The sequence below is a fragment of the Bacillus sp. FSL W8-0102 genome, from assembly GCF_038007225.1.
GTDB classification, from domain to species: domain Bacteria; phylum Bacillota; class Bacilli; order Bacillales; family DSM-4216; genus Bacillus_O; species Bacillus_O smithii.
On sequence record NZ_JBBOWT010000001.1, the window covers coordinates 139,144 to 160,882 of the forward strand.

Annotated in this window: 35 protein-coding genes; all 35 read left to right on the forward strand. The window is 41.4% G+C overall.

All coding sequences use genetic code 11. The features are described from left to right. The first annotated feature begins 84 nt into the window (after window positions 1-84). The 35 genes from N1I87_RS00670 (at window position 85) to rplQ (ending at window position 21,543) form a co-directional block, all read left to right on the forward strand. Window positions 85-336 carry a 50S ribosomal protein L7ae-like protein gene (locus tag N1I87_RS00670; RefSeq protein WP_341100212.1) on the forward strand — a complete coding sequence of 84 codons (252 nt, stop codon included), beginning with the start codon at window positions 85-87 and terminating at the stop codon, window positions 334-336. A 94-nt stretch (window positions 337-430) separates the two neighbouring features. Further along, window positions 431-850 carry a 30S ribosomal protein S12 gene (gene rpsL / locus N1I87_RS00675; protein WP_003354791.1) on the forward strand — a complete coding sequence of 140 codons (420 nt, stop codon included), beginning with the start codon at window positions 431-433 and terminating at the stop codon, window positions 848-850. Window positions 851-885: 35 nt separating this feature from the next. Next, entirely contained in the window at window positions 886-1,356 is a 471-nt protein-coding gene (gene rpsG / locus N1I87_RS00680; protein ID WP_003354790.1) for a 30S ribosomal protein S7, read from the forward strand. Window positions 1,357-1,537: 181 nt separating this feature from the next. Further along, window positions 1,538-3,616 (forward strand): elongation factor G, encoded by a 2,079-nt coding sequence (gene fusA, locus N1I87_RS00685; RefSeq protein ID WP_270583431.1) that lies wholly within the window; start codon window positions 1,538-1,540, stop codon window positions 3,614-3,616. A gap of 132 nt (window positions 3,617-3,748) precedes the next feature. Next, on the forward strand, window positions 3,749-4,936 hold the full coding sequence (gene tuf / locus N1I87_RS00690) for an elongation factor Tu (RefSeq protein ID WP_003354788.1): 1,188 nt from the start codon (window positions 3,749-3,751) through the stop codon (window positions 4,934-4,936). 617 nt (window positions 4,937-5,553) lie between these two features. Then, window positions 5,554-6,816 carry a group II intron reverse transcriptase/maturase gene (gene ltrA / locus N1I87_RS00695; protein WP_003354109.1) on the forward strand — a complete coding sequence of 421 codons (1,263 nt, stop codon included), beginning with the start codon at window positions 5,554-5,556 and terminating at the stop codon, window positions 6,814-6,816. Between the two features lie 353 nt (window positions 6,817-7,169). Next, entirely contained in the window at window positions 7,170-7,478 is a 309-nt protein-coding gene (gene rpsJ / locus N1I87_RS00700; protein WP_003354783.1) for a 30S ribosomal protein S10, read from the forward strand. A gap of 34 nt (window positions 7,479-7,512) precedes the next feature. Further along, entirely contained in the window at window positions 7,513-8,145 is a 633-nt protein-coding gene (gene rplC / locus N1I87_RS00705) for a 50S ribosomal protein L3 (protein ID WP_003354782.1), read from the forward strand. Between the two features lie 29 nt (window positions 8,146-8,174). Next, entirely contained in the window at window positions 8,175-8,798 is a 624-nt protein-coding gene (gene rplD, locus N1I87_RS00710; protein ID WP_003354781.1) for a 50S ribosomal protein L4, read from the forward strand. Beyond that, window positions 8,798-9,082, forward strand: coding sequence for a 50S ribosomal protein L23 (gene rplW / locus N1I87_RS00715; RefSeq protein WP_003354780.1), 285 nt, complete (start codon window positions 8,798-8,800; stop codon window positions 9,080-9,082). Before rplD ends, rplW begins: the two co-directional genes overlap by 1 nt. 26 nt (window positions 9,083-9,108) lie before the next feature. Next, window positions 9,109-9,939, forward strand: coding sequence for a 50S ribosomal protein L2 (gene rplB / locus N1I87_RS00720; RefSeq protein WP_003354779.1), 831 nt, complete (start codon window positions 9,109-9,111; stop codon window positions 9,937-9,939). 60 nt (window positions 9,940-9,999) lie between these two features. Continuing rightward, the gene (gene rpsS / locus N1I87_RS00725) at window positions 10,000-10,278 is read left to right on the forward strand and encodes a 30S ribosomal protein S19 (protein WP_003354778.1); all 279 of its coding nucleotides are present in this window, start codon (window positions 10,000-10,002) and stop codon (window positions 10,276-10,278) included. An 18-nt stretch (window positions 10,279-10,296) separates the two neighbouring features. Further along, on the forward strand, window positions 10,297-10,638 hold the full coding sequence (gene rplV / locus N1I87_RS00730; protein WP_048622378.1) for a 50S ribosomal protein L22: 342 nt from the start codon (window positions 10,297-10,299) through the stop codon (window positions 10,636-10,638). A 3-nt stretch (window positions 10,639-10,641) separates the two neighbouring features. After that, window positions 10,642-11,298: a 30S ribosomal protein S3 gene (gene rpsC / locus N1I87_RS00735; RefSeq protein ID WP_003354776.1), complete on the forward strand. Its 657-nt coding sequence runs from the start codon at window positions 10,642-10,644 to the stop codon at window positions 11,296-11,298. Between the two features lies 1 nt (window position 11,299). Next, entirely contained in the window at window positions 11,300-11,734 is a 435-nt protein-coding gene (gene rplP, locus N1I87_RS00740; protein ID WP_003354774.1) for a 50S ribosomal protein L16, read from the forward strand. Continuing rightward, the gene (rpmC, locus tag N1I87_RS00745) at window positions 11,724-11,927 is read left to right on the forward strand and encodes a 50S ribosomal protein L29 (protein WP_003354772.1); all 204 of its coding nucleotides are present in this window, start codon (window positions 11,724-11,726) and stop codon (window positions 11,925-11,927) included. The genes rplP and rpmC overlap by 11 nt, the downstream gene beginning before the upstream one ends. 19 nt (window positions 11,928-11,946) lie before the next feature. Beyond that, on the forward strand, window positions 11,947-12,210 hold the full coding sequence (gene rpsQ, locus N1I87_RS00750) for a 30S ribosomal protein S17 (RefSeq protein WP_003354771.1): 264 nt from the start codon (window positions 11,947-11,949) through the stop codon (window positions 12,208-12,210). 45 nt (window positions 12,211-12,255) lie between these two features. After that, entirely contained in the window at window positions 12,256-12,624 is a 369-nt protein-coding gene (gene rplN, locus N1I87_RS00755; RefSeq protein WP_003354770.1) for a 50S ribosomal protein L14, read from the forward strand. A gap of 42 nt (window positions 12,625-12,666) precedes the next feature. After that, complete coding sequence (gene rplX / locus N1I87_RS00760; RefSeq protein ID WP_003354769.1) at window positions 12,667-12,978, forward strand: 50S ribosomal protein L24; 312 nt, start codon at window positions 12,667-12,669, stop codon at window positions 12,976-12,978. Window positions 12,979-13,004: 26 nt separating this feature from the next. Beyond that, window positions 13,005-13,544: a 50S ribosomal protein L5 gene (gene rplE / locus N1I87_RS00765; protein WP_003354768.1), complete on the forward strand. Its 540-nt coding sequence runs from the start codon at window positions 13,005-13,007 to the stop codon at window positions 13,542-13,544. Window positions 13,545-13,576: 32 nt separating this feature from the next. Continuing rightward, window positions 13,577-13,762, forward strand: coding sequence for a type Z 30S ribosomal protein S14 (locus N1I87_RS00770; RefSeq protein WP_003354767.1), 186 nt, complete (start codon window positions 13,577-13,579; stop codon window positions 13,760-13,762). Between the two features lie 30 nt (window positions 13,763-13,792). Next, entirely contained in the window at window positions 13,793-14,191 is a 399-nt protein-coding gene (rpsH, locus tag N1I87_RS00775) for a 30S ribosomal protein S8 (RefSeq protein WP_003354766.1), read from the forward strand. Window positions 14,192-14,223: 32 nt separating this feature from the next. Beyond that, window positions 14,224-14,760: a 50S ribosomal protein L6 gene (gene rplF, locus N1I87_RS00780; protein WP_003354765.1), complete on the forward strand. Its 537-nt coding sequence runs from the start codon at window positions 14,224-14,226 to the stop codon at window positions 14,758-14,760. A 32-nt stretch (window positions 14,761-14,792) separates the two neighbouring features. Continuing rightward, complete coding sequence (gene rplR, locus N1I87_RS00785) at window positions 14,793-15,155, forward strand: 50S ribosomal protein L18 (protein ID WP_003354764.1); 363 nt, start codon at window positions 14,793-14,795, stop codon at window positions 15,153-15,155. Window positions 15,156-15,176: 21 nt separating this feature from the next. Continuing rightward, on the forward strand, window positions 15,177-15,677 hold the full coding sequence (gene rpsE, locus N1I87_RS00790) for a 30S ribosomal protein S5 (RefSeq protein WP_003354763.1): 501 nt from the start codon (window positions 15,177-15,179) through the stop codon (window positions 15,675-15,677). 12 nt (window positions 15,678-15,689) lie between these two features. After that, window positions 15,690-15,872 (forward strand): 50S ribosomal protein L30, encoded by a 183-nt coding sequence (gene rpmD, locus N1I87_RS00795; RefSeq protein WP_003354761.1) that lies wholly within the window; start codon window positions 15,690-15,692, stop codon window positions 15,870-15,872. Window positions 15,873-15,905: 33 nt separating this feature from the next. Then, the gene (gene rplO / locus N1I87_RS00800) at window positions 15,906-16,346 is read left to right on the forward strand and encodes a 50S ribosomal protein L15 (RefSeq protein ID WP_003354760.1); all 441 of its coding nucleotides are present in this window, start codon (window positions 15,906-15,908) and stop codon (window positions 16,344-16,346) included. Further along, entirely contained in the window at window positions 16,346-17,638 is a 1,293-nt protein-coding gene (secY, locus tag N1I87_RS00805; RefSeq protein WP_003354759.1) for a preprotein translocase subunit SecY, read from the forward strand. Before rplO ends, secY begins: the two co-directional genes overlap by 1 nt. Before the next feature lie 49 nt (window positions 17,639-17,687). Continuing rightward, window positions 17,688-18,341, forward strand: a complete 654-nt coding sequence (locus tag N1I87_RS00810) for an adenylate kinase (protein ID WP_003354758.1) — start codon at window positions 17,688-17,690, stop codon at window positions 18,339-18,341. A gap of 482 nt (window positions 18,342-18,823) precedes the next feature. Continuing rightward, a complete protein-coding gene (infA, locus tag N1I87_RS00815) occupies window positions 18,824-19,042 on the forward strand; it encodes a translation initiation factor IF-1 (protein WP_003354757.1) in 219 nt (72 codons plus the stop codon). A gap of 35 nt (window positions 19,043-19,077) precedes the next feature. Further along, window positions 19,078-19,191: a 50S ribosomal protein L36 gene (gene rpmJ, locus N1I87_RS00820; RefSeq protein WP_003156543.1), complete on the forward strand. Its 114-nt coding sequence runs from the start codon at window positions 19,078-19,080 to the stop codon at window positions 19,189-19,191. A gap of 21 nt (window positions 19,192-19,212) precedes the next feature. Then, window positions 19,213-19,578, forward strand: coding sequence for a 30S ribosomal protein S13 (gene rpsM / locus N1I87_RS00825; protein WP_003354756.1), 366 nt, complete (start codon window positions 19,213-19,215; stop codon window positions 19,576-19,578). Between the two features lie 24 nt (window positions 19,579-19,602). Further along, window positions 19,603-19,992: a 30S ribosomal protein S11 gene (gene rpsK / locus N1I87_RS00830; RefSeq protein WP_003354755.1), complete on the forward strand. Its 390-nt coding sequence runs from the start codon at window positions 19,603-19,605 to the stop codon at window positions 19,990-19,992. A gap of 165 nt (window positions 19,993-20,157) precedes the next feature. Beyond that, on the forward strand, window positions 20,158-21,102 hold the full coding sequence (locus N1I87_RS00835) for a DNA-directed RNA polymerase subunit alpha (RefSeq protein WP_003354754.1): 945 nt from the start codon (window positions 20,158-20,160) through the stop codon (window positions 21,100-21,102). A 45-nt stretch (window positions 21,103-21,147) separates the two neighbouring features. Further along, window positions 21,148-21,543, forward strand: coding sequence for a 50S ribosomal protein L17 (gene rplQ / locus N1I87_RS00840; protein WP_003354753.1), 396 nt, complete (start codon window positions 21,148-21,150; stop codon window positions 21,541-21,543). Window positions 21,544-21,739 lie beyond the last annotated feature (196 nt).

Consider the following 21,739-nt stretch of genomic DNA (forward strand, 5'->3'; position numbering starts at 1 on the left):
CTGACGTTGACATTAAAAATTGAAAGTGTTACTATATTCAAGGTGCTCCTATCTATACCTTGTTACTTTGGAGGATGTTTCAATATGTCTTATGAAAAAGTAGCACAGGCAAAAAAAGTGATTATAGGAACAAAACAAACAGCAAAAGCCATCAAGAATAATCGTGCCCTAGAAGTAGTCGTTGCTTCCGACGCTGATAGCAGAGTCGTCGAAGTAGTGATTCAAGAAGCGAAACAATCGAATGTACCTATTACTTATGTCAGTTCGATGAAAAAGCTCGGAAAAGCTTGTGGGATCGATGTTGGTGCAGCGGCTGTTGCTATTGTCAATGAATAGCGTTTTTGTAGATGACTACAAAAACTTTGTTTTTGCCAAAAAATGAACCACCTGGATGTGTGGGCTTAAACAAAAACGAAGGGAGGAAAATTTCATGCCTACAATTAACCAATTAGTACGCAAACCTCGTAAATCTAAAATAACTAAATCTAAATCTCCGGCGCTTAATAAAGGATTAAACAGCTTTAAGAAAGTACAAACAGATGTATTTTCGCCTCAAAAGCGCGGAGTATGTACACGTGTTGGTACAATGACTCCGAAAAAACCGAACTCTGCATTGCGTAAATACGCTCGTGTTCGTTTGTCAAACGGTATTGAGGTTACTGCTTATATTCCTGGTATCGGACATAACCTCCAAGAACACAGCGTTGTGCTCATTCGTGGAGGACGTGTAAAAGACTTACCAGGGGTTCGTTATCATATTATTCGTGGAGCATTAGATACTGCGGGTGTTGAAAACCGCAAACAAGGCCGCTCAAAATACGGTACGAAAAAACCAAAAGAGAAAAAATAATGCACAAATAATCAGTATCGAAAGGAGGAAATCATATGCCTCGTAAAGGACCAGTGGCAAAAAGAGACGTTTTGCCAGATCCCATTTACAATTCAAAGCTAGTCACTCGTTTGATCAATAAAATTATGATCGACGGAAAAAGAGGAAAAGCGCAAAAAATTCTTTACTCTGCATTTGATATCATTCGCGAACGTACAGGCAAAGATCCTATGGAAGTGTTTGATCAAGCACTTAAAAATATCATGCCTGTATTAGAAGTAAGAGCACGTCGTGTTGGTGGAGCCAACTATCAAGTTCCGGTTGAAGTTCGTCCAGAACGTCGCACCACTTTAGGACTTCGTTGGTTAGTGAACTATGCTCGTCTTCGTGGTGAAAAAACAATGGAAGAACGTTTAGCCAACGAAATTATGGATGCTGCCAACAACACAGGTGCAGCAGTGAAAAAACGCGAAGATACTCACAAAATGGCTGAAGCTAACAAAGCTTTTGCACATTATCGTTGGTAAGAATGGACCGACACTTGCTGTTTCTTGAAATTCCGTCAGAGGGGATTTCTTTATCCCCTTATGATGGATAAGGGTGTTGGACTTGAATTTTTGTTCTGAATCTCCTTGAAACTTACGAGATGATTGGGAGATTGCAAGCGGGATTTATTTTATTATTTTGTGAAGGAAGGAGAAAGACAACATGCCAAGAGAGTTCTCCTTAGAAAAGACTCGCAATATCGGTATCATGGCTCACATTGACGCCGGTAAAACAACAACAACTGAGCGTATTCTTTTCTATACGGGACGCATTCATAAAATTGGGGAAACCCATGAAGGTGCATCCCAAATGGACTGGATGGAGCAAGAACAAGAACGCGGTATTACGATCACTTCTGCCGCTACGACTGCTCAATGGAAAGGTCATCGTATTAATATTATCGATACTCCTGGGCACGTGGATTTTACTGTAGAAGTTGAACGTTCCTTGCGCGTACTTGACGGTGCCGTAGCTGTTCTTGATGCCCAATCCGGGGTTGAACCGCAAACAGAGACTGTTTGGCGCCAAGCTACTACATACGGAGTTCCCCGTATTGTGTTTGTCAATAAGATGGACAAAATCGGAGCAGACTTTTTATATTCTGTTAAAACGCTTCATGAGCGTCTTCAAGCAAATGCGCACCCTGTCCAACTTCCAATTGGTGCGGAAGATCAATTTGAAGCGATTATTGACCTGATTGAAATGAAAGCATACTATTATGCTGACGATTTAGGTTCTAGTATCGAAGAACGTGAAATTCCAGATGACTACAAAGAACAAGCAGAAGAATATCGCAACAAACTAATCGAAGCTGTTGCGGAACTGGATGAAGACTTAATGATGAAATACCTTGAAGGTGAAGAAATCACAAACGAGGAATTAAAGGCTGCTATCCGTAAAGGAACAGTAAATGTTGAGTTCTTCCCAGTATTCTGTGGTTCTGCGTTTAAAAACAAAGGTGTTCAGCTAATGCTGGACGGTGTGATCGATTATCTTCCGTCTCCAGTGGATATTCCATCTATTAAAGGAACGATCCCGAATACAGACGAAGAAGAAGAACGCCATGCAAGTGATGACGAACCATTCTCTGCTTTGGCGTTTAAAGTAATGACTGACCCTTATGTTGGTAAATTAACGTTCTTCCGTGTTTATTCTGGAACGTTGAACTCTGGTTCTTATGTATTGAACTCGACGAAAAATAAACGTGAACGCGTTGGACGTGTTCTTCAAATGCACGCTAACCACCGCCAAGAAATCTCAACCGTTTATGCGGGAGATATTGCAGCGGCTGTTGGTTTAAAAGATACTGGAACTGGCGATACTCTATGTGATGAAAAGAACCCAATTATTTTGGAATCCATGGAATTCCCGGATCCGGTTATTAAGGTTGCTATTGAGCCGAAATCAAAAGCCGACCAAGATAAAATGTCCATCGCATTAAGCAAGCTGCAAGAAGAGGACCCAACATTCCATGCCCATACTGATACGGAAACAGGTCAAACCATTATCGCAGGTATGGGAGAACTTCATCTTGATATTATCGTCGACCGTATGAAACGGGAATTCAAAGTAGAAGCGAATGTAGGCGCTCCTCAAGTTGCTTATCGCGAAACGTTCCGTAAATCTGCTCAAGTGGAAGGAAAATTCGTTCGTCAATCCGGTGGTCGTGGTCAATACGGACATGTTTGGATCGAATTTTCGCCAAATGAAGAAGGAAAAGGTTTCGAGTTCGAAAATGCGATTGTCGGAGGAGTTGTTCCTCGTGAATATATCCCAGCTGTACAAGCCGGTTTGGAAGACGCTATGCAAAACGGTGTTTTAGCTGGTTATCCTTTAATTGACATCAAAGCAAAACTCTTTGATGGTTCTTACCATGATGTCGACTCCAGTGAAATGGCGTTCAAAATTGCGGCGTCTATGGCGTTGAAGAACGCTGCTTCAAAATGTGATCCGGTTCTTCTTGAACCAATCATGAAAGTAGAAATTGTTATTCCTGAAGAATATTTAGGAGATATCATGGGCGATGTCACTTCCAGACGCGGAAGAGTGGAAGGCATGGAAGCTCGCGGAAATGCTCAAGTTGTAAAAGCGTTTATACCGCTTGCTGAAATGTTTGGTTACGCAACATCCTTGCGTTCCAACACTCAAGGTCGCGGAACATACACTATGCACTTCGATCATTACGAAGAAGTTCCGAAGAGCATCGCTGAAGAAATTATTAAAAAAAATAAAGGCGAATAATTGATTTATAGTGAGCAATAAAGTATAAATAACATTGTAAGTTATGGTATCTTTGAAGATAGGGACACTTCTATCTTCAAAGCCCCATATATATATATACTTAACCTTATTTTATAAAAGGAGGATTCCCTAATGGGTAAAGCAAAATACGATCGCTCAAAACCACACGTTAATATTGGTACAATCGGTCACGTTGACCATGGTAAAACAACTTTAACTGCTGCTATTACCACTGTTCTTGCTAAACAAGGTAAAGCAGAAGCTCGCGCATATGATCAAATCGACGGTGCTCCTGAAGAACGTGAACGCGGTATTACTATTTCTACTGCACACGTTGAATATGAAACAGACAACCGTCACTATGCACACGTTGACTGCCCAGGACATGCTGACTACGTTAAAAACATGATCACTGGTGCTGCTCAAATGGACGGGGCTATCCTTGTTGTATCTGCAGCTGATGGTCCTATGCCTCAAACTCGCGAACACATTCTTCTTTCTCGTCAAGTAGGTGTTCCTTACATCGTTGTATTCTTAAATAAATGCGACATGGTTGACGACGAAGAATTACTTGAATTAGTTGAAATGGAAGTTCGCGATCTTCTTTCTGAATACGAATTCCCTGGTGACGACATTCCTGTCATCAAAGGATCTGCTCTTAAAGCTTTAGAAGGAGATCCTGAATGGGAAAGCAAAATTATTGAATTAATGGATGCAGTAGACGAATACATCCCAACTCCAGAACGTGAAGTTGACAAACCGTTCATGATGCCAGTAGAAGACGTGTTCTCTATCACTGGACGCGGTACTGTTGCTACTGGTCGTGTAGAACGCGGTCAATTAAAAGTTGGTGACGAAGTAGAAATCATCGGTCTTTCCGACGAACCTAAGAAAACTACAGTTACTGGAGTAGAAATGTTCCGTAAACTTCTTGACTATGCTGAAGCTGGTGACAACATCGGTGCCCTTCTTCGTGGTATTTCCCGTGAAGAAGTTCAACGTGGTCAAGTATTAGCAAAACCAGGAACTATCACTCCTCATACAAAATTTAAAGCACAAGTATACGTTTTGTCTAAAGAAGAAGGTGGACGTCATACTCCATTCTTCTCTAACTACCGCCCTCAATTCTATTTCCGTACAACTGACGTAACGGGAATTATCACTCTTCCTGAAGGCGTAGAAATGGTTATGCCTGGAGACAACGTTGAAATGACTGTTGAATTGATTTCGCCAATTGCGATCGAAGAAGGAACAAAATTCTCTATTCGTGAAGGCGGACGTACAGTAGGTGCTGGTTCTGTATCTAGCATCCTTGAATAATCGATAGTCAGGTAGTATTTATAATATGAAGCAACAGCACGACTAATGTCGTGCTGTTGCTTTTTTGTGTGCGCCCGGCATGGGTGTAATCTATAGGGTGAAAGTCCCGAGCTGCGAAGGCAGAAGTAGCAGTTAGCTTAACGCAAGGGTGTCCGTGGTGACGCGGAATCTGAAGGAAGCGGGCGGCAAACTTCCGATCTGAGGAACACGAACTTCATATGAGGCTAGGTATCACTGGGTGAGTTTGCACAACAAAACAAAGCCCTTTCTGCCGAAGGTGATACAGAGTAAATGAAGCAGATGGATGGAAGGAAAGATTACACTCTTACCCGGGGAGGTCTGATGGATACGTGAAGTACCCTTCATAACCTACTTAGTGATAAGTAGCTGAGCCATCAGAAGTCAGCAGAGGTCATAGTACGAATTGGTCTAGAACAATTCGGAAGGACTGAACAATTAAGAGAGAATAGCCCTTTGCATTCAGTGTGTCATGTCGAACACAGAAAACGTAGTACCTCACTTGAGGAAGGAAACGGTGAATCCCGTGGGGGACCTCTTGGAGGGTGGAGTGACCACTGGCATAAGAAGATAAGCTATTCACGGAAGGAAGAATAACAATGCTTTTGAATCAAATCCTGTCACGGGAGAATATGCTTTTAGCTTTACAAAGAGTAGAAAAGAACAAAGGTAGCCATGGAGTAGATATGATGCCCGTACAAAACCTACGTCAGCACATAGTCGAAAACTGGATATCCATTAAAGAAGCAATTCTCAAGGGTACCTATGAACCAATGCCTGTTCGAAGAGTCGAAATCCCGAAACCTGATGGCGGTGTTCGGTTACTAGGTATTCCAACCGTAACAGACCGTTTGATTCAACAAGCAATTGCCCAAGTATTATCGAGGATATATGACCCTATGTTCTCCGAACATAGTTATGGGTTTCGTTCAAATCGAAGTGCTCATGACGCAGTTAGGAAAGCAAAAGGCTATATCAGAGATGGTTATAGATGGGTAGTAGACATGGATTTAGAAAAGTTCTTCGATCGAGTGAATCATGACAGGCTGATGAGTACATTAGCCAAGACTATTAAAGAAAAGCCACTATTGAAGCTAATCCGCAAATATCTACAAGCTGGTGTCATGATTAATGGTGTGGTATCTAGGACAGAAGAAGGGACGCCGCAAGGTGGCCCCCTAAGCCCTTTACTTTCGAATATTGTACTAGATGAACTAGACAAAGAATTAGAGAAAAGAGGGCATAAATTTGTTCGTTATGCCGATGACTGTAATATTTACGTGAAGTCAAAACGGGCTGGTGAAAGAACCATGGCTAGTGTCAAACGATTTATTGAGGGAAAACTTCGTCTAAAAGTCAACGAGAAGAAATCTGCGGTTGACCGACCATGGAAACGAAAGTTTCTAGGATTTAGTTTTACACCTTCAAAAGAGCCAAAAGTTCGGATTGCCAAGCAAAGTCTAAAACGAATGAAGAAAAAGGTGCGAGAAATCACGTCAAGAAAAATACCATACCCAATGGAATATCGGATTAAGAAACTTAACCAATATCTACTTGGATGGTGTGGATATTTTGCATTAGCAGACACAAAGAGTATCTTTGAAGATTTGGATGGCTGGATTCGACGAAGACTCCGGATGTGTTTATGGAAAAACTGGAAGACCTCAAAGACCAGGATACGCAACCTCATAAAACTAGGAGTTCCTGAATGGAAAGCTTATGAATGGGGGAACAGTCGCAAAGGTTATTGGCGAATCTCAAAAAGTCCCATATTACACAGAACCCTTGGAAACTCCTATTGGAGTAACCAAGGGCTTAAAAGTCTACAGAAACGTTATGAATTCTTGCGTCATTTATCTTGATTGAACCGCCGTATACGGAACCGTACGTACGGTGGTGTGAGAGGACGGGGGTTAATCACCCCCTCCTACTCGATTTCATCGTTTTTATCCTTACAAGTTAATCTGCGGCCATTGATTATCCACTATCTTGAATTTGCGGCAATACCCCAGTATAATAGTGGAGGCTATTTCTATTGTCTGTTTAAATTGTGTTGCATTTGCACCACTTTTTATGTATAATAGACAATGTTGGTTTTTGACTGCGATGAAGTGGAAGGTTGCTGACACACCCGGCCGCTTTGCCATGGCGAGTGTGTGAGGAAATTTCCATGGAGAATGTCTATTTGAAAATAGGCGGAGAAGGAGGGAAAATAATGGCAAAACAAAAGATTCGCATTCGTTTAAAAGCTTATGATCACAGAATTTTAGATCAATCTGCTGAAAAGATTGTGGAAACTGCGAAACGCTCTGGTGCTGCAGTATCTGGTCCGATTCCGTTGCCAACGGAAAAATCGGTTTATACAATTCTTCGTGCGGTGCACAAATATAAAGATTCTCGTGAACAATTTGAAATGCGTACTCATAAGCGTCTGATTGATATTGTGAATCCAACACCACAAACTGTTGATTCACTTATGAGATTAGATCTTCCATCTGGTGTTGACATTGAAATTAAATTGTAAAGATAAAGCAGATCATTATTAGGAGGTGTGACTGATGACCAAAAAAGGAATCTTAGGAAGAAAAATTGGCATGACGCAAGTGTTTGCAGAAAATGGTGATTTAATTCCGGTAACTGTTATTGAAGCAACTCCGAATGTTGTGTTGCAAAAGAAAACAGTTGAAACGGACGGTTACGAAGCTATTCAATTAGGATTTGAAGATCTACGCGAAAAATTAGCTAACAAACCGCAAAAAGGCCATGCTGCAAAAGCAAACACTGCTCCTAAGCGCTTCATTCGCGAAATTCGCGGGGTTGATCTCAGCCAATATGAAGTTGGTCAAGAAGTCAAAGTTGATATTTTCGCTGAAGGCGATGTTGTAGATGTTACAGGAGTAACTAAAGGAAAAGGATTCCAAGGGGCTATTAAACGCCACGGACAATCTCGCGGTCCAATGGCTCACGGTTCTCGTTATCATCGTCGTCCTGGTTCGATGGGTCCAATTGCTCCAAACAGAGTATTTAAATCAAAAGAACTTCCTGGACGCATGGGCGGAGAACAAGTAACGATTCAAAATCTTGAAATCGTAAAAGTGGATCCTGAACGTAATGTGATCCTTATTAAAGGCAATGTTCCTGGACCGAAAAAATCGTTAGTAAAAATCCAAACTGCGGTTAAATCATTATAAAATCTGACGAAAGAAAGGAGGAAACAGGAATGCCAAAAGTAGCTTTATACAATCAAAGCGGAACTAAAGTAGGAGATATCGAATTAAATGATTCCATCTTTGGTATTACACCAAATGAACATGTATTGCATGAAGCGGTCGTAATGCAAAGAGCTTCATTGCGCCAAGGCACACATAAAGTGAAAAATCGCTCCGAAGTAAGCGGTGGAGGACGCAAACCATGGCGTCAAAAAGGAACCGGTCGCGCTCGTCAAGGTTCGATTCGTGCACCTCAATGGCGCGGAGGTGGTACCGTATTTGGACCAACACCACGCAGCTACAGCTATAAACTTCCGAAGAAAGTTCGTCGTTTGGCTATCAAATCTGCACTTTCTTCTAAAGTGAATGAAAATAACATCGTAGTAGTGGATACGTTGAATTTCGATGTTCCAAAAACAAAAGAATTCACTAAAGTCCTTAAAAATCTTTCCGTAGATACTAAAGCACTTGTTGTAACGGACGGTTCCAACGAAAACGTGGTTCTGTCAGCTCGCAACATTCCTGGTGTGACTGTCATTGATACGAACGGCATCAATGTATTGGACGTACTTGGTCATGACAAATTAATCATGACGAAATCTGCCGTTGAAAAAGTAGAGGAGGTGCTTGCATAATGGATGCTCGTGATATTATTAAGCGCCCCGTTATTACTGAACGTTCAATGGAACAAACTGCCGAAAAGAAATATACTTTCGAAGTTGACGTAAAAGCGAACAAAACTCAAGTGAAACAAGCTGTCGAAGAAATTTTCGACGTGAAGGTAGCAAAAGTCAACATTATGAACTATAAAGGAAAATTCAAACGCATGGGACGTTTCGCTGGATATACAAACAAACGTCGCAAAGCGATTGTTACATTAACTCCTGATAGTAAAGAAATCGAATTATTTGAAGCTTAATTTAGCAGAAGAGGAGGGAATCAAGAATGGCGATCAAAAAGTATAAACCAACCAGCAACGGTCGTCGCGGCATGACGGTATCTGATTTTGCTGAAATTACGACTGATACCCCGGAAAAATCCTTGCTTGCGCCTTTAAATAAAAAAGGCGGCCGCAACAACCAAGGAAAAATTACTGTTCGTCATCAAGGCGGCGGTCATAAACGCCAATACCGCATTATCGATTTTAAACGCGATAAAGATGGCATACCAGGACGCGTTGCTACGATCGAATATGATCCAAACCGCTCCGCCAATATTGCTTTAATCAACTATGTAGATGGAGAAAAACGTTATATCTTAGCTCCTAAAAATTTAAAGGTCGGCATGGAAGTAATGTCTGGACCTGAAGCGGATATTAAAGTCGGAAATGCATTGCCGCTTGCTAATATCCCAGTTGGTACAATCATTCATAATATTGAATTAAAACCGGGTAAAGGCGGACAATTAGTTCGTTCTGCCGGAACATCTGCACAAGTACTTGGGAAAGAAGGAAAATATGTACTTGTTCGTTTGACTTCCGGTGAAGTAAGAATGATTTTAGCTGCTTGCCGTGCTACGATCGGCCAAGTTGGTAACGAACAACATGAATTAATTAATATCGGAAAAGCCGGACGTTCTCGTTGGCTTGGTAAACGCCCAACTGTTCGCGGATCTGTTATGAACCCGAACGACCATCCACACGGTGGTGGGGAAGGACGTGCTCCAATTGGACGTAAAACTCCTGTTACGCCATGGGGTAAACCAACTCTTGGATATAAAACTCGCAAGAAAAATCATAAAGGCGATAAATTTATCGTTCGCAGACGCAAAAAATAATAAGATTGCACTACGGTTCGATTTAAGAGCCGTAGAACAATCGAGAAGGGAGGTACCAATATGGGTCGCAGCTTGAAAAAAGGACCTTTTGTTGATGACCATTTAATGAAAAAGATCGAAAAATTGAATGAAAGTGATAAGAAGCAAGTAATTAAAACTTGGTCTCGTCGTTCAACAATTTTTCCATCTTTTGTCGGACATACAATTGCTGTTTACGATGGCCGCAAACATGTGCCTGTATACATTACTGAAGATATGGTAGGCCATAAGTTGGGTGAATTTGCACCAACTCGTACTTTCAGAGGCCATGCCGGTGACGACAAGAAAACAAGACGTTAATGAGAGGAGGTTATCCTAATGCAAGCAAAAGCTGTTGCAAAAACAGTTCGAATTGCTCCTCGTAAAGCTCGCTTAGTGGTTGATTTGATCCGAGGAAAGCAAGTAGGTGAAGCTGTTGCGATTTTACGCCTTACTCCAAAAGCAGCATCTCCTATCGTTGAAAAAGTATTAAAATCTGCTGTTGCGAATGCAGAACATAACTATGACATGGACGTAAACAACCTTGTGGTTTCTGAAGCCTATGTGGATGAAGGCCCGACTTTAAAAAGATTTCGTCCTCGCGCTATGGGAAGAGCAAGCCAAATTAATAAACGTACAAGCCACATTACGATCGTGGTATCAGAAAAAAAGGAGGGATAATTCGTGGGTCAAAAAGTACATCCTAACGGTTTGCGTATTGGTGTAATCCGTGACTGGGATTCGAAATGGTACGCAGAAAAAGATTACGCAGACCTTTTACACGAAGACTTAAAAATTCGTGAATATATTGCAAAACGCCTAGAAGATGCATCCGTTTCCCGTGTGGAAATCGAACGTGCGGCAAACCGTATCAACATCACGATTCATACTGCAAAACCTGGAATGGTTATTGGTAAAGGCGGTACTGAAGTTGAAGCTCTCCGCAAAGCTTTAAACGATTTAACCGGAAAACGAGTTCACATCAACATTGTCGAAATTAAGAAAGCTGATTTAGACGCTAAATTAGTTGCAGAAAACATCGCTCGTCAACTTGAAAACCGTGTATCTTTCCGTCGTGCACAAAAACAAGCAATCAGTCGTGCTATGCGTGCAGGCGCTAAAGGAATCAGAACAATGGTTTCAGGACGTTTAGGCGGTGCTGATATTGCTCGTTCTGAACATTACAGTGAAGGAACTGTTCCTCTTCATACTCTTCGCGCTGACATTGATTATGCTCATGCAGAAGCTGATACAACTTATGGAAAACTCGGCGTGAAAGTATGGATTTATCGTGGAGAAGTCCTTCCTGCTAAGAAGAAATCTGAGGAAGGAGGAAATTAATATGTTAATGCCAAAACGTGTTAAATATCGCCGTGAACATCGCGGAAAAATGCGCGGACGAGCAAAAGGCGGTACAGAAGTTTCATTCGGAGAATTCGGCCTTCAAGCTCTTGAATCGGCTTGGATCACAAACCGTCAAATCGAAGCTGCCCGTATTGCGATGACTCGTTATACTAAACGTGGCGGTAAAGTTTGGATTAAGATCTTCCCTCATAAACCGTATACGGCTAAACCGTTGGAAGTACGGATGGGTTCCGGTAAAGGGGCTCCTGAAGGATGGGTAGCTGTTGTAAAACCAGGCAAAATCATGTTTGAAATTGCCGGTGTATCAGAAGAAGTTGCACGCGAAGCGCTTCGTCTTGCATCTCACAAACTGCCGATTAAGTGCAAGATTGTAAAACGTGAAGAAATTGGTGGTGAATCAAATGAAGGCTAATGAAATCCGTGAACTTACCACTGCCGAAATTGAACAAAAAATCAAGTCTTTAAAAGAAGAGCTCTTTAACCTTCGCTTTCAATTAGCGACTGGTCAGCTTGAAAATACTGCTCGTATTCGTGAAGTACGTAAAGCGATCGCTCGTATGAAAACTGTTATTCGCGAAAGAGAGATCGGTGTTAACAATCGATAATTGAAAGGAGGTTTGCCTAATGAGCGAACGTAATAACCGAAAAGTTTATACTGGACGCGTTGTTTCTGACAAAATGGATAAAACGATCACCGTTTTGGTGGAAACATACAAAAAACATTCACTTTACGGGAAACGGGTTAAATACTCGAAAAAATATAAAGCTCATGATGAATTAAATGAAGCAAAAGTAGGCGATATTGTTCGTATTATGGAGACTCGCCCGCTCTCTGCTACGAAACGTTTCCGCTTAGTGGAAATTGTTGAAAAAGCTGTTATCATTTAATTAATTTGTTCGGATTGATGCTCATTCCGAAGGGAGGTTACACAAATGATCCAACAAGAATCCAGATTAAAAGTTGCTGACAACTCTGGAGCTCGCGAAGTTCTTACGATCAAAGTTTTAGGTGGTTCCGGACGCAAAACCGCTAATATTGGTGATGTGATTGTGTGTACGGTTAAACAAGCAACACCAGGAGGCGTTGTCAAAAAAGGCGACGTTGTAAAAGCGGTAATTGTACGTACAAAACGCGGTGTTCGCCGTTCTGACGGTTCCTACATCCGTTTTGATGAAAATGCTTGTGTCATTATTCGTGATGACAAGAGCCCTCGCGGAACTCGTATTTTTGGACCTGTGGCACGCGAATTGCGCGACAATAACTTTATGAAAATCGTATCTCTTGCTCCAGAAGTAATTTAATAAACCAAATATTTTTCAGGCCTTTCAAGGAGGTGCTACAAAATGCATGTAAAAAAAGGCGATAAAGTAATGGTGATCTCCGGTAAAGATAAAGGAAAAACTGGGGTTATCCTAGCGGCATTTCCTAAGAAAAACCGCGTGATTGTGGAAGGGGTAAACATTGTTAAAAAACATGCGAAGCCTTCTCAATTGAATCCTCAAGGCGGTATCATCAGCCAAGAGGCACCTATACATGTATCAAATGTTATGCCTTTAGATCCGAAAACGAATGAGCCTACCCGAGTAGGCTATCAAATTGTGGACGGTAAGAAAATTAGAATTGCTAAAAAATCTGGTCAACCATTAGATAAATAGTTTTTAGATGAAGGGAGGTATTCTAAATGAACCGCCTAAAAGAAAAATATCTTAAAGAAATTACTCCTGCATTAATGAAAAAATTCAACTACAAATCTGTTATGCAAGTACCTAAAATCGAAAAAGTAGTTGTCAACATGGGTGTAGGTGACGCTGTACAAAATGCTAAAGCATTAGACAATGCTGTAGAAGAATTGTCACTTATTACGGGACAAAAACCTCTTGTTACCCGTGCAAAAAAATCAATTGCTGGATTCCGTCTTCGCGAAGGAATGCCGATTGGTGCGAAAGTTACCCTTCGCGGCGAACGCATGTATGAATTTCTTGATAAACTAATTTCCGTTTCTCTACCTCGTGTAAGAGACTTCCGTGGTGTTTCTAAAAAAGCGTTTGACGGCCGTGGCAACTACACATTAGGAATTAAAGAACAATTGATTTTCCCTGAAATTGATTACGATAAAGTAAGCAAAGTGCGCGGAATGGATATTGTTATTGTTACGACTGCCAATACAGACGAAGAAGCACGTGAACTGTTGACTGAATTTGGAATGCCATTTCAAAAATAATCGCTCTTAACATACAAAAAGGAGGCGACATCGTGGCTAAAAAATCAATGATCGTGAAACAAAAACGGCCTCAAAAGTTTAAAGTGCGTGAATATACACGCTGCGAACGCTGCGGACGTCCACATTCCGTTTATCGCAAATTTAAACTTTGCCGTATTTGTTTCCGTGAACTCGCATATAAAGGTCAAATTCCTGGCGTGAAAAAAGCTAGCTGGTAATACCCGAATTAGGGAAGGAGGTAAAAACCTATGGTAATGACAGATCCAATTGCAGATATGTTGACTCGTATCCGTAATGCGAATATGGTTCGTCACGAAAAATTAGAACTTCCGGCTTCAAAAATCAAAAAAGAAATCGCTGAAATCTTAAAACGTGAAGGTTTTATTCGTGACGTTGAATACATTGAAGACAATAAACAAGGCATTATCCGTATTTTTCTGAAATTCGGACCGAACAACGAACGCGTAATTACTGGTTTGAAAAGAATCAGTAAACCAGGTTTGCGTGTTTACGCAAAAGCGGACGAAGTGCCTAAAGTGTTAAACGGCTTAGGAATCGCAATTGTTTCCACTTCTCAAGGTGTGTTAACAGACAAAGAAGCACGTGCTAAAAAAGTGGGCGGAGAAGTTTTAGCTTACATTTGGTAATAATTCTCTTTATGAATGGAGGTGCAGCTTAAATGTCTCGTATCGGAAAAAAACCTATTGAAATTCCATCAGGCGTTACTGTTACCGTTGAAAAAAATACCGTAACAGTAAAAGGGCCGAAGGGAAGTCTTACCCGGACCTTTAACCCAGATTTGAACATTGAAGTAGGAGAAAAAGAAATTATTGTAACACGGCCTTCTGATTCAAAAGAACACCGTGCTCTCCACGGAACGACTCGCGCACTTCTGGCCAATATGGTCGAAGGTGTTTCAAAAGGATTTGAAAAATCCCTTGAATTGATCGGGGTTGGATACCGTGCGCAAAAACAAGGTAAAAAACTTGTTTTAAACGTAGGTTACTCACATCCAGTAGAAATAGAACCTGAAGAAGGCATCGAAATCGAAGTTCCTTCTAATACGAAAATCGTCGTTAAAGGGGTAAGCAAAGAGCGTGTAGGCGCCCTTGCTGCCAATATCCGCGATGTTCGTCCACCTGAACCTTACAAAGGAAAAGGTATTCGCTATGAAGGAGAATATGTACGCCGCAAAGAAGGTAAAACAGGGAAGTAATGCCGCTTAGGTAAAGAAAGGAGTGAGCTTTGGTGATTACAAAACCAGATAAAAACAAAGTGCGCAAAAAAAGACATGCACGTGTACGTACGAAAATTTCCGGTACTTCTGCTCGTCCGCGTTTAAATGTTTATCGTTCCAATAAACACATTTATGCTCAGCTGATCGATGATACGAAAGGAGTAACTCTTGCCAGCGCTTCAACATTAGAAAAGGATTTCGATTTAGAATCCACTGGTAATGTCGAAGCTGCAGCGAAAGTGGGAGAACTTATCGCTAAAAAAGCTGTTGAGAAAGGAATTACTTCTGTTGTATTTGACCGTGGTGGATATTTATATCATGGTCGTGTAAAAGCATTGGCTGATGCTGCACGCGAAAATGGCTTGCAATTTTAAGATAAAAGGAGGGAAACTTGAATGCGTCGCATTGATCCAAACAAGCTTGAATTAGAAGAACGCGTTGTTACCGTAAACCGTGTTGCGAAGGTTGTAAAAGGTGGTCGCCGTTTCCGTTTTTCTGCTCTTGTGGTTGTAGGTGACAAAAACGGCCATGTTGGATTCGGAACTGGAAAAGCGCAAGAAGTTCCGGATGCTATTCGTAAAGCGGTTGAGGATGCAAAGAAAAATCTTTTTGAAGTACCAAGAGTAGGAACGACGATTCCTCACGAAGTAATCGGACACTTTGGTGCAGGGGAAATTCTTTTAAAACCTGCATCTGAAGGTACGGGTGTTATCGCCGGCGGTCCTGTTCGTGCCGTATTGGAACTAGCAGGTGTAGGAGATATCCTTTCCAAATCCTTAGGTTCCAACACGCCGATCAACATGGTTCGTGCAACAGTAGACGGATTGAAACAATTAAAACGTGCTGAGGATGTAGCGAAATTGCGCGGTAAATCAGTAGAAGAACTGTTAGGATAAGGAGGGAGTAAAATGGCAAACAAGTTAGCAATTACCCTCACTCGCAGCTTGATCGGTCGTCCAAAAGATCAACGTGAAACAGTTAAAGCATTAGGGCTTCGTAAACTGCATCAAACCGTTGAACATGATGATAATCCAGCCATTCGTGGTATGATCAACAAAGTGTCTCATCTTGTAACTGTGAAAGAACAATAAGGATCGATCATTGAATAAGGAGGTGCTCGAAAAATGAAACTTCATGAGTTAAAACCTGCTGAAGGGGCTCGCAAAAAACGCAATCGTGTAGGCCGTGGTATTGGTTCAGGGAACGGAAAAACGTCCGGAAGAGGTCAAAAAGGACAAAACGCTCGTTCCGGCGGTGGTGTGCGTTTAGGTTTTGAAGGTGGGCAAACACCTTTATACAGAAGACTTCCAAAACGCGGCTTTACGAATATCAATCGAAAAGAATATGCTATTGTGAACCTAGAAGCATTAAATCGCTTTGAAGACGGTACAGAAGTAACTCCAGAACTTCTGATTGAAACAGGGGTTGTCAGCAAAGAAAAAGCAGGTATCAAAATTTTAGCGAAGGGTGCTATTGAGAAAAAATTAACGGTAAAAGCTCATAAGTTCTCTTCCGCTGCTAAAGAAGCTATTGAAGCTGCCGGCGGTAAAGCCGAGGTGATTTAATGTTTCGTACAGTCTCCAATTTTATGCGCGTGGGTGATATAAGAAAAAAAATTATATTCACCCTTCTTATGTTGATTGTGTTCCGTATCGGAACCTTTATCCCAGTGCCGAACGTTAATGCCGATGTATTTAAAATGCAAGAGCAGGCTGGACTTGTTGGCTTTTTAAATACTTTCGGGGGCGGTGCATTGAAAAACTTCTCCATTTTTGCAATGGGGATCATGCCCTACATTACTGCCTCCATTATTGTTCAATTGCTTCAGATGGATGTAGTTCCGAAATTCACGGAATGGTCGAAGCAAGGTGAAGTAGGAAGAAGAAAACTGAATCAGTTTACTCGTTATTTTACGATTGTACTAGGCTTCATTGAAGCTCTGGGAATGTCGTATGGATTCAATCGTTTATATGGAGGGCTATTAATTGTAGGTAATGGCATTGGCACCTATCTCCTGATTGCTCTTGTATTGACGGCCGGCACCGCCTTCTTAATGTGGCTGGGAGAGCAAATTACCGCTAAAGGGGTCGGCAACGGAATCTCAATCATTATTTTTGCGGGAATCGTAGCAGGTATTCCAAACGGTATTAACCAAATTTATGCGCAGCAACTTCAAAATGCTGGAGATCAATTGTTCTTAAAAATTATTGTCCTACTTCTGATTGCTGTCGCCGTCTTAGCGATTGTGGTCGGTGTTATTTTTGTTCAGCAGGCTTTGCGAAAAATTCCTATTCAATACGCTAAACGTCTTGTTGGAAGAAGCCCTGTTGGAGGACAATCTACGCATTTGCCGTTAAAGGTTAATGCAGCCGGAGTAATCCCGGTTATCTTTGCGATCTCGTTTCTCATTGCTCCTCAAACGATTGCAACTTTCTTTGGAAACGAGAAAGTCACAAGTACGATCCATAATATTTTTGATTATACAAAACCTGTCGGCATGTTGATTTATGTCGCATTGATCATTGCGTTTTCTTATTTTTACGCTTTTGTGCAAGTGAATCCAGAACAATTAGCAGATAATCTAAAAAAGCAAGGCGGGTATATTCCGGGTATTCGGCCCGGCAAAAATACGCAAGATTATTTAACACGCGTTTTGTATCGTCTTACCTTTGCAGGGTCCATATTCCTTGCAGTGGTAGCTGTACTTCCTGTTTTCTTTGTTGATATTGTAGGACTTCCCCCTTCATCACGCATTGGAGGCACCAGTTTGTTGATCATTGTCGGGGTTGCCTTGGAAACGATGAAACAATTAGAAACGCAGCTTGTAAAACGTCACTACAAAGGGTTTATCAAATAGCTTGTTTCGATGATATATATGAACTTATTTAACCTGAGGGGGTAGAAGAGTGAATCTTGTTTTAATGGGGCTGCCAGGTGCCGGAAAAGGTACGCAAGCCGAAAAAATTGTCGAGAAATACGAAATCCCTCATATTTCTACTGGAGATATGTTCCGTGCAGCTATGAAGGAGGGTACGGAGCTGGGTTTAAAAGCCAAGTCTTATATGGATAAAGGCGAGCTAGTTCCCGATGAAGTGACTATTGGCATCGTTCGCGAACGTCTAAGCAAAGACGACTGCAAAAAAGGATTTCTATTAGATGGATTTCCAAGAACCGTTGCTCAGGCTGAAGCGTTAGAGTCCATTATGAGCGATCTTGGAAAAAAGATCGATTATGTGATCAACATTGATGTCGATAAAGATTTACTGTTGGAACGGTTGACAGGACGCAGAATTTGCAAAAGCTGCGGATCCACCTATCATTTAGTCTTTAATCCTCCTAAAGTGGCTGGCAAATGTGACCGATGCGGAGGAGAACTGTATCAACGGGCTGACGACAATGCGGAAACGGTTCAAAACCGCTTGGATGTCAATTTAAAACAAGCAAAACCTTTGCTTGATTTTTATGGTGAAAAAGGCTATTTGAAAAATATTGACGGCACGCAGGAAATAAATAAGGTATTTGAAGATATTGATCAACTGCTAGGCAAGCTTGCTGATTAATATATTTTTGTTTAGGCTTGATCACAAGTTTCTTGTTGAAAAGCGACCCGTTTATCGGCTATGAAACGTCTTTCAAATTGGTCATCAAGATGAATTCATCATGTGTAGCTGATAGTGGAGTGGTCAACAATGAAAATGAACATTTTCAAGATCGGTTCCACTAGGATGGTGCCGCTTCCTGTTGTGTTTTACAGGAAAGATCGCTTTTATTGACCGTTGCGATAAGAGTTGATTTGTGATGAATTGGGTGATAAAATAAGTGTTTGATCGCCTTGTAGTTTCATTTTCATGAGTGAATCTGTTTTAGGCGGTTGCTGTTTTGTTTGACCACCTGATCAAACGGCTTAAACATACCCTTTTTTAAGTGGTTTTACTTCATATAGATGGTTGTGGCTGTCAGCATGTTTTTTGCAGCTTCGAGCAATGCTTAGACGATGAATCGTGAAGCGGGTCCTACAAGAAGGAAGAAGGGAGACGATACGATGGCGAAAGACGATGTTATTGAAGTAGAAGGTACCGTTACTGAGACTTTGCCAAATGCGATGTTTAAAGTGGAATTAGAAAATGGTCACACGGTGCTTGCGCACGTTTCTGGGAAAATCCGTATGCACTTCATCCGGATTTTGCCCGGGGATAAAGTAACGGTTGAGTTATCTCCGTACGACCTGACACGCGGTAGAATTACGTACCGTTATAAATAGTTTTGCACTCCGAAATAATTAAGGAGGTTTGGAAAATGAAAGTAAGACCGTCTGTTAAACCGATCTGCGAAAAATGCAAAGTCATTCGCAGAAAGGGAAAAGTTATGGTAATCTGTGAAAATCCAAAACATAAACAAAAACAAGGTTAATTTTGAAGGAGGTGCTCTTATATGGCACGTATTGCTGGTGTAGATATCCCGCGTGATAAACGTGTTGTGATTTCTTTAACTTATATTTATGGTATCGGTAAATCTACTGCTCAAAAAATCTTGGCAGAAGCTGGTGTTTCTGAAGATACTCGCGTTCGTGATTTAACAGATGAAGAAGTGAACAAAATCCGTGATCTTGTCGATAAATTAAAAGTTGAAGGAGATCTTCGCCGCGAAGTATCGCTGAACATTAAACGTTTAATGGAAATCGGCAGCTATCGTGGACTTCGTCATCGCCGCGGTTTACCTGTTCGTGGACAAAATACGAAAAATAATGCCCGCACACGTAAAGGTCCGCGCAAAACTGTAGCGAACAAGAAAAAATAATAGGTAAAGGAGGTAACACCAACAATGGCTCGTAAAACAACTACTCGTAAACGTCGTGTCAAAAAGAATATTGAAACTGGAATTGCGCACATTCGCTCTACATTTAACAATACGATTGTCACTATTACTGACGTCCATGGGAATGCTGTCGCTTGGTCAAGTGCAGGGGCTCTTGGTTTCAAAGGTTCCCGTAAATCCACTCCATTCGCAGCACAAATGGCAGCAGAAACAGCTGCAAAAGCTTCCATGGAACATGGAATGAAATCTCTTGAGGTAACAGTAAAAGGACCCGGTGCTGGACGTGAAGCTGCGATTCGTGCACTTCAAGCTGCCGGACTGGAAGTTACAGCAATTAAAGATGTGACTCCTGTACCTCATAATGGATGCCGTCCGCCAAAACGTCGCCGTGTTTGATTTTTCTGTATATTATTTGTATCTCTGTCAATAATGGGATACTAATGATATTTTTGTTTAAACAGAAAAAATCTTTTCATTGTGCACAATCGGGAACGAAAACATGGGGAATTTCGGTGATTGTTCTAGCCGGGGTTTCGACGTTTTAAAGGAGGGTATAATTGAATGATCGAGATTGAAAAACCAAAAATTGAAACGGTTGAGATCAGCGATGATGCCACTTATGGGAAGTTCGTCGTAGAACCACTTGAGCGTGGATATGGTACAACTTTGGGTAACTCCTTACGTCGTATCCTATTATCCTCACTCCCAGGTGCCGCTGTCACATCTATTCAAATAGACGGAGTTTTGCACGAGTTTTCAACAGTTGAAGGCGTCGTTGAAGATGTAACATCCATCATTTTGAACATAAAAAAATTAGCTTTAAAAATATATTCTGATGAAGAAAAGACGCTTGAAATTGATGTGCAGGGTGAAGGTGTTGTGACCGCTGCAGATATTACCCATGACAGCGATGTGGAAATTTTAAACCCTGATTTACACATTGCTACATTGGCGGAAAACGGCAGTTTGCGCATGCGGTTAACAGCGCGGCGTGGGCGCGGCTATACTCCAGCTGATCAAAACAAACGCGAAGATCATCCAATCGGCGTGATCCCGATAGATTCTATTTATACTCCAGTTTCAAGAGTGAACTATCAAGTAGAAAAGACGAGAGTTGGTCAAGTCGCCAACTACGATAAACTTTCGCTTGATGTCTGGACTGACGGCAGTATTGGACCGAAGGAAGCCGTTTCCCTTGGCGCCAAAATTTTAACAGAGCATTTAAATATCTTCGTTAATTTGACCGATGAGGCTCAAAATGCTGAAATTATGGTCGAAAAAGAAGAAGATCAAAAAGAAAAAGTTCTGGAAATGACGATCGAGGAATTGGATCTATCCGTTCGTTCCTACAACTGTCTAAAACGTGCGGGCATCAATACAGTACAAGAATTGGCAAATAAAACGGAAGAAGATATGATGAAAGTCCGAAACCTTGGACGAAAATCATTAGAAGAAGTAAAAGCCAAGTTAAATGAACTTGGGCTAAGTTTGCGTAAAGACGATTAATCATACGATTTTGTTATAGATAGCTCAACAAAGGAGGGAATCTTCATGTCTTATAGAAAGCTAGGACGTACAAGCGATCAGCGGAAAGCATTGCTTCGCGATTTGACAACAGATTTAATCATTAACGAACGCATTGAAACAACAGAAGCGCGTGCAAAGGAATTGCGCTCTGTCGTAGAAAAAATGATTACACTTGGCAAACGCGGAGATTTGCATGCTCGCCGTCAAGCAGCTGCCTTCTTGCGTCATGAAGTAGCAGATACTATTGAAGTAGAAGGTGCAGATGGAAAGAAAAAGGAAAAACCGGTTTACGCTTTGCAAAAATTGTTTAACGACGTCGCACCTCGTTATCAAGAACGCCAAGGCGGTTACACTCGCATTATGAAAATCGGACCTCGTCGTGGCGACGGTGCACCTATGGTCGTTATTGAATTAGTTTAATGACGAAGGTAGACCATTGGGGCGGGACAGTTGACAGCAACTGACCACTGCCCTTTTTCTATATTTTTAATGTACGCGATTGCAACAAAGCTTGAGCGTTATGATGAGCAATGATAAGACTCGTCTAGCTCGTGCGCCTCTTTCATTCGACATTCGTGAAAAGAGGCGCGGGCTTTTTTTGTATTTTGCGAAAATT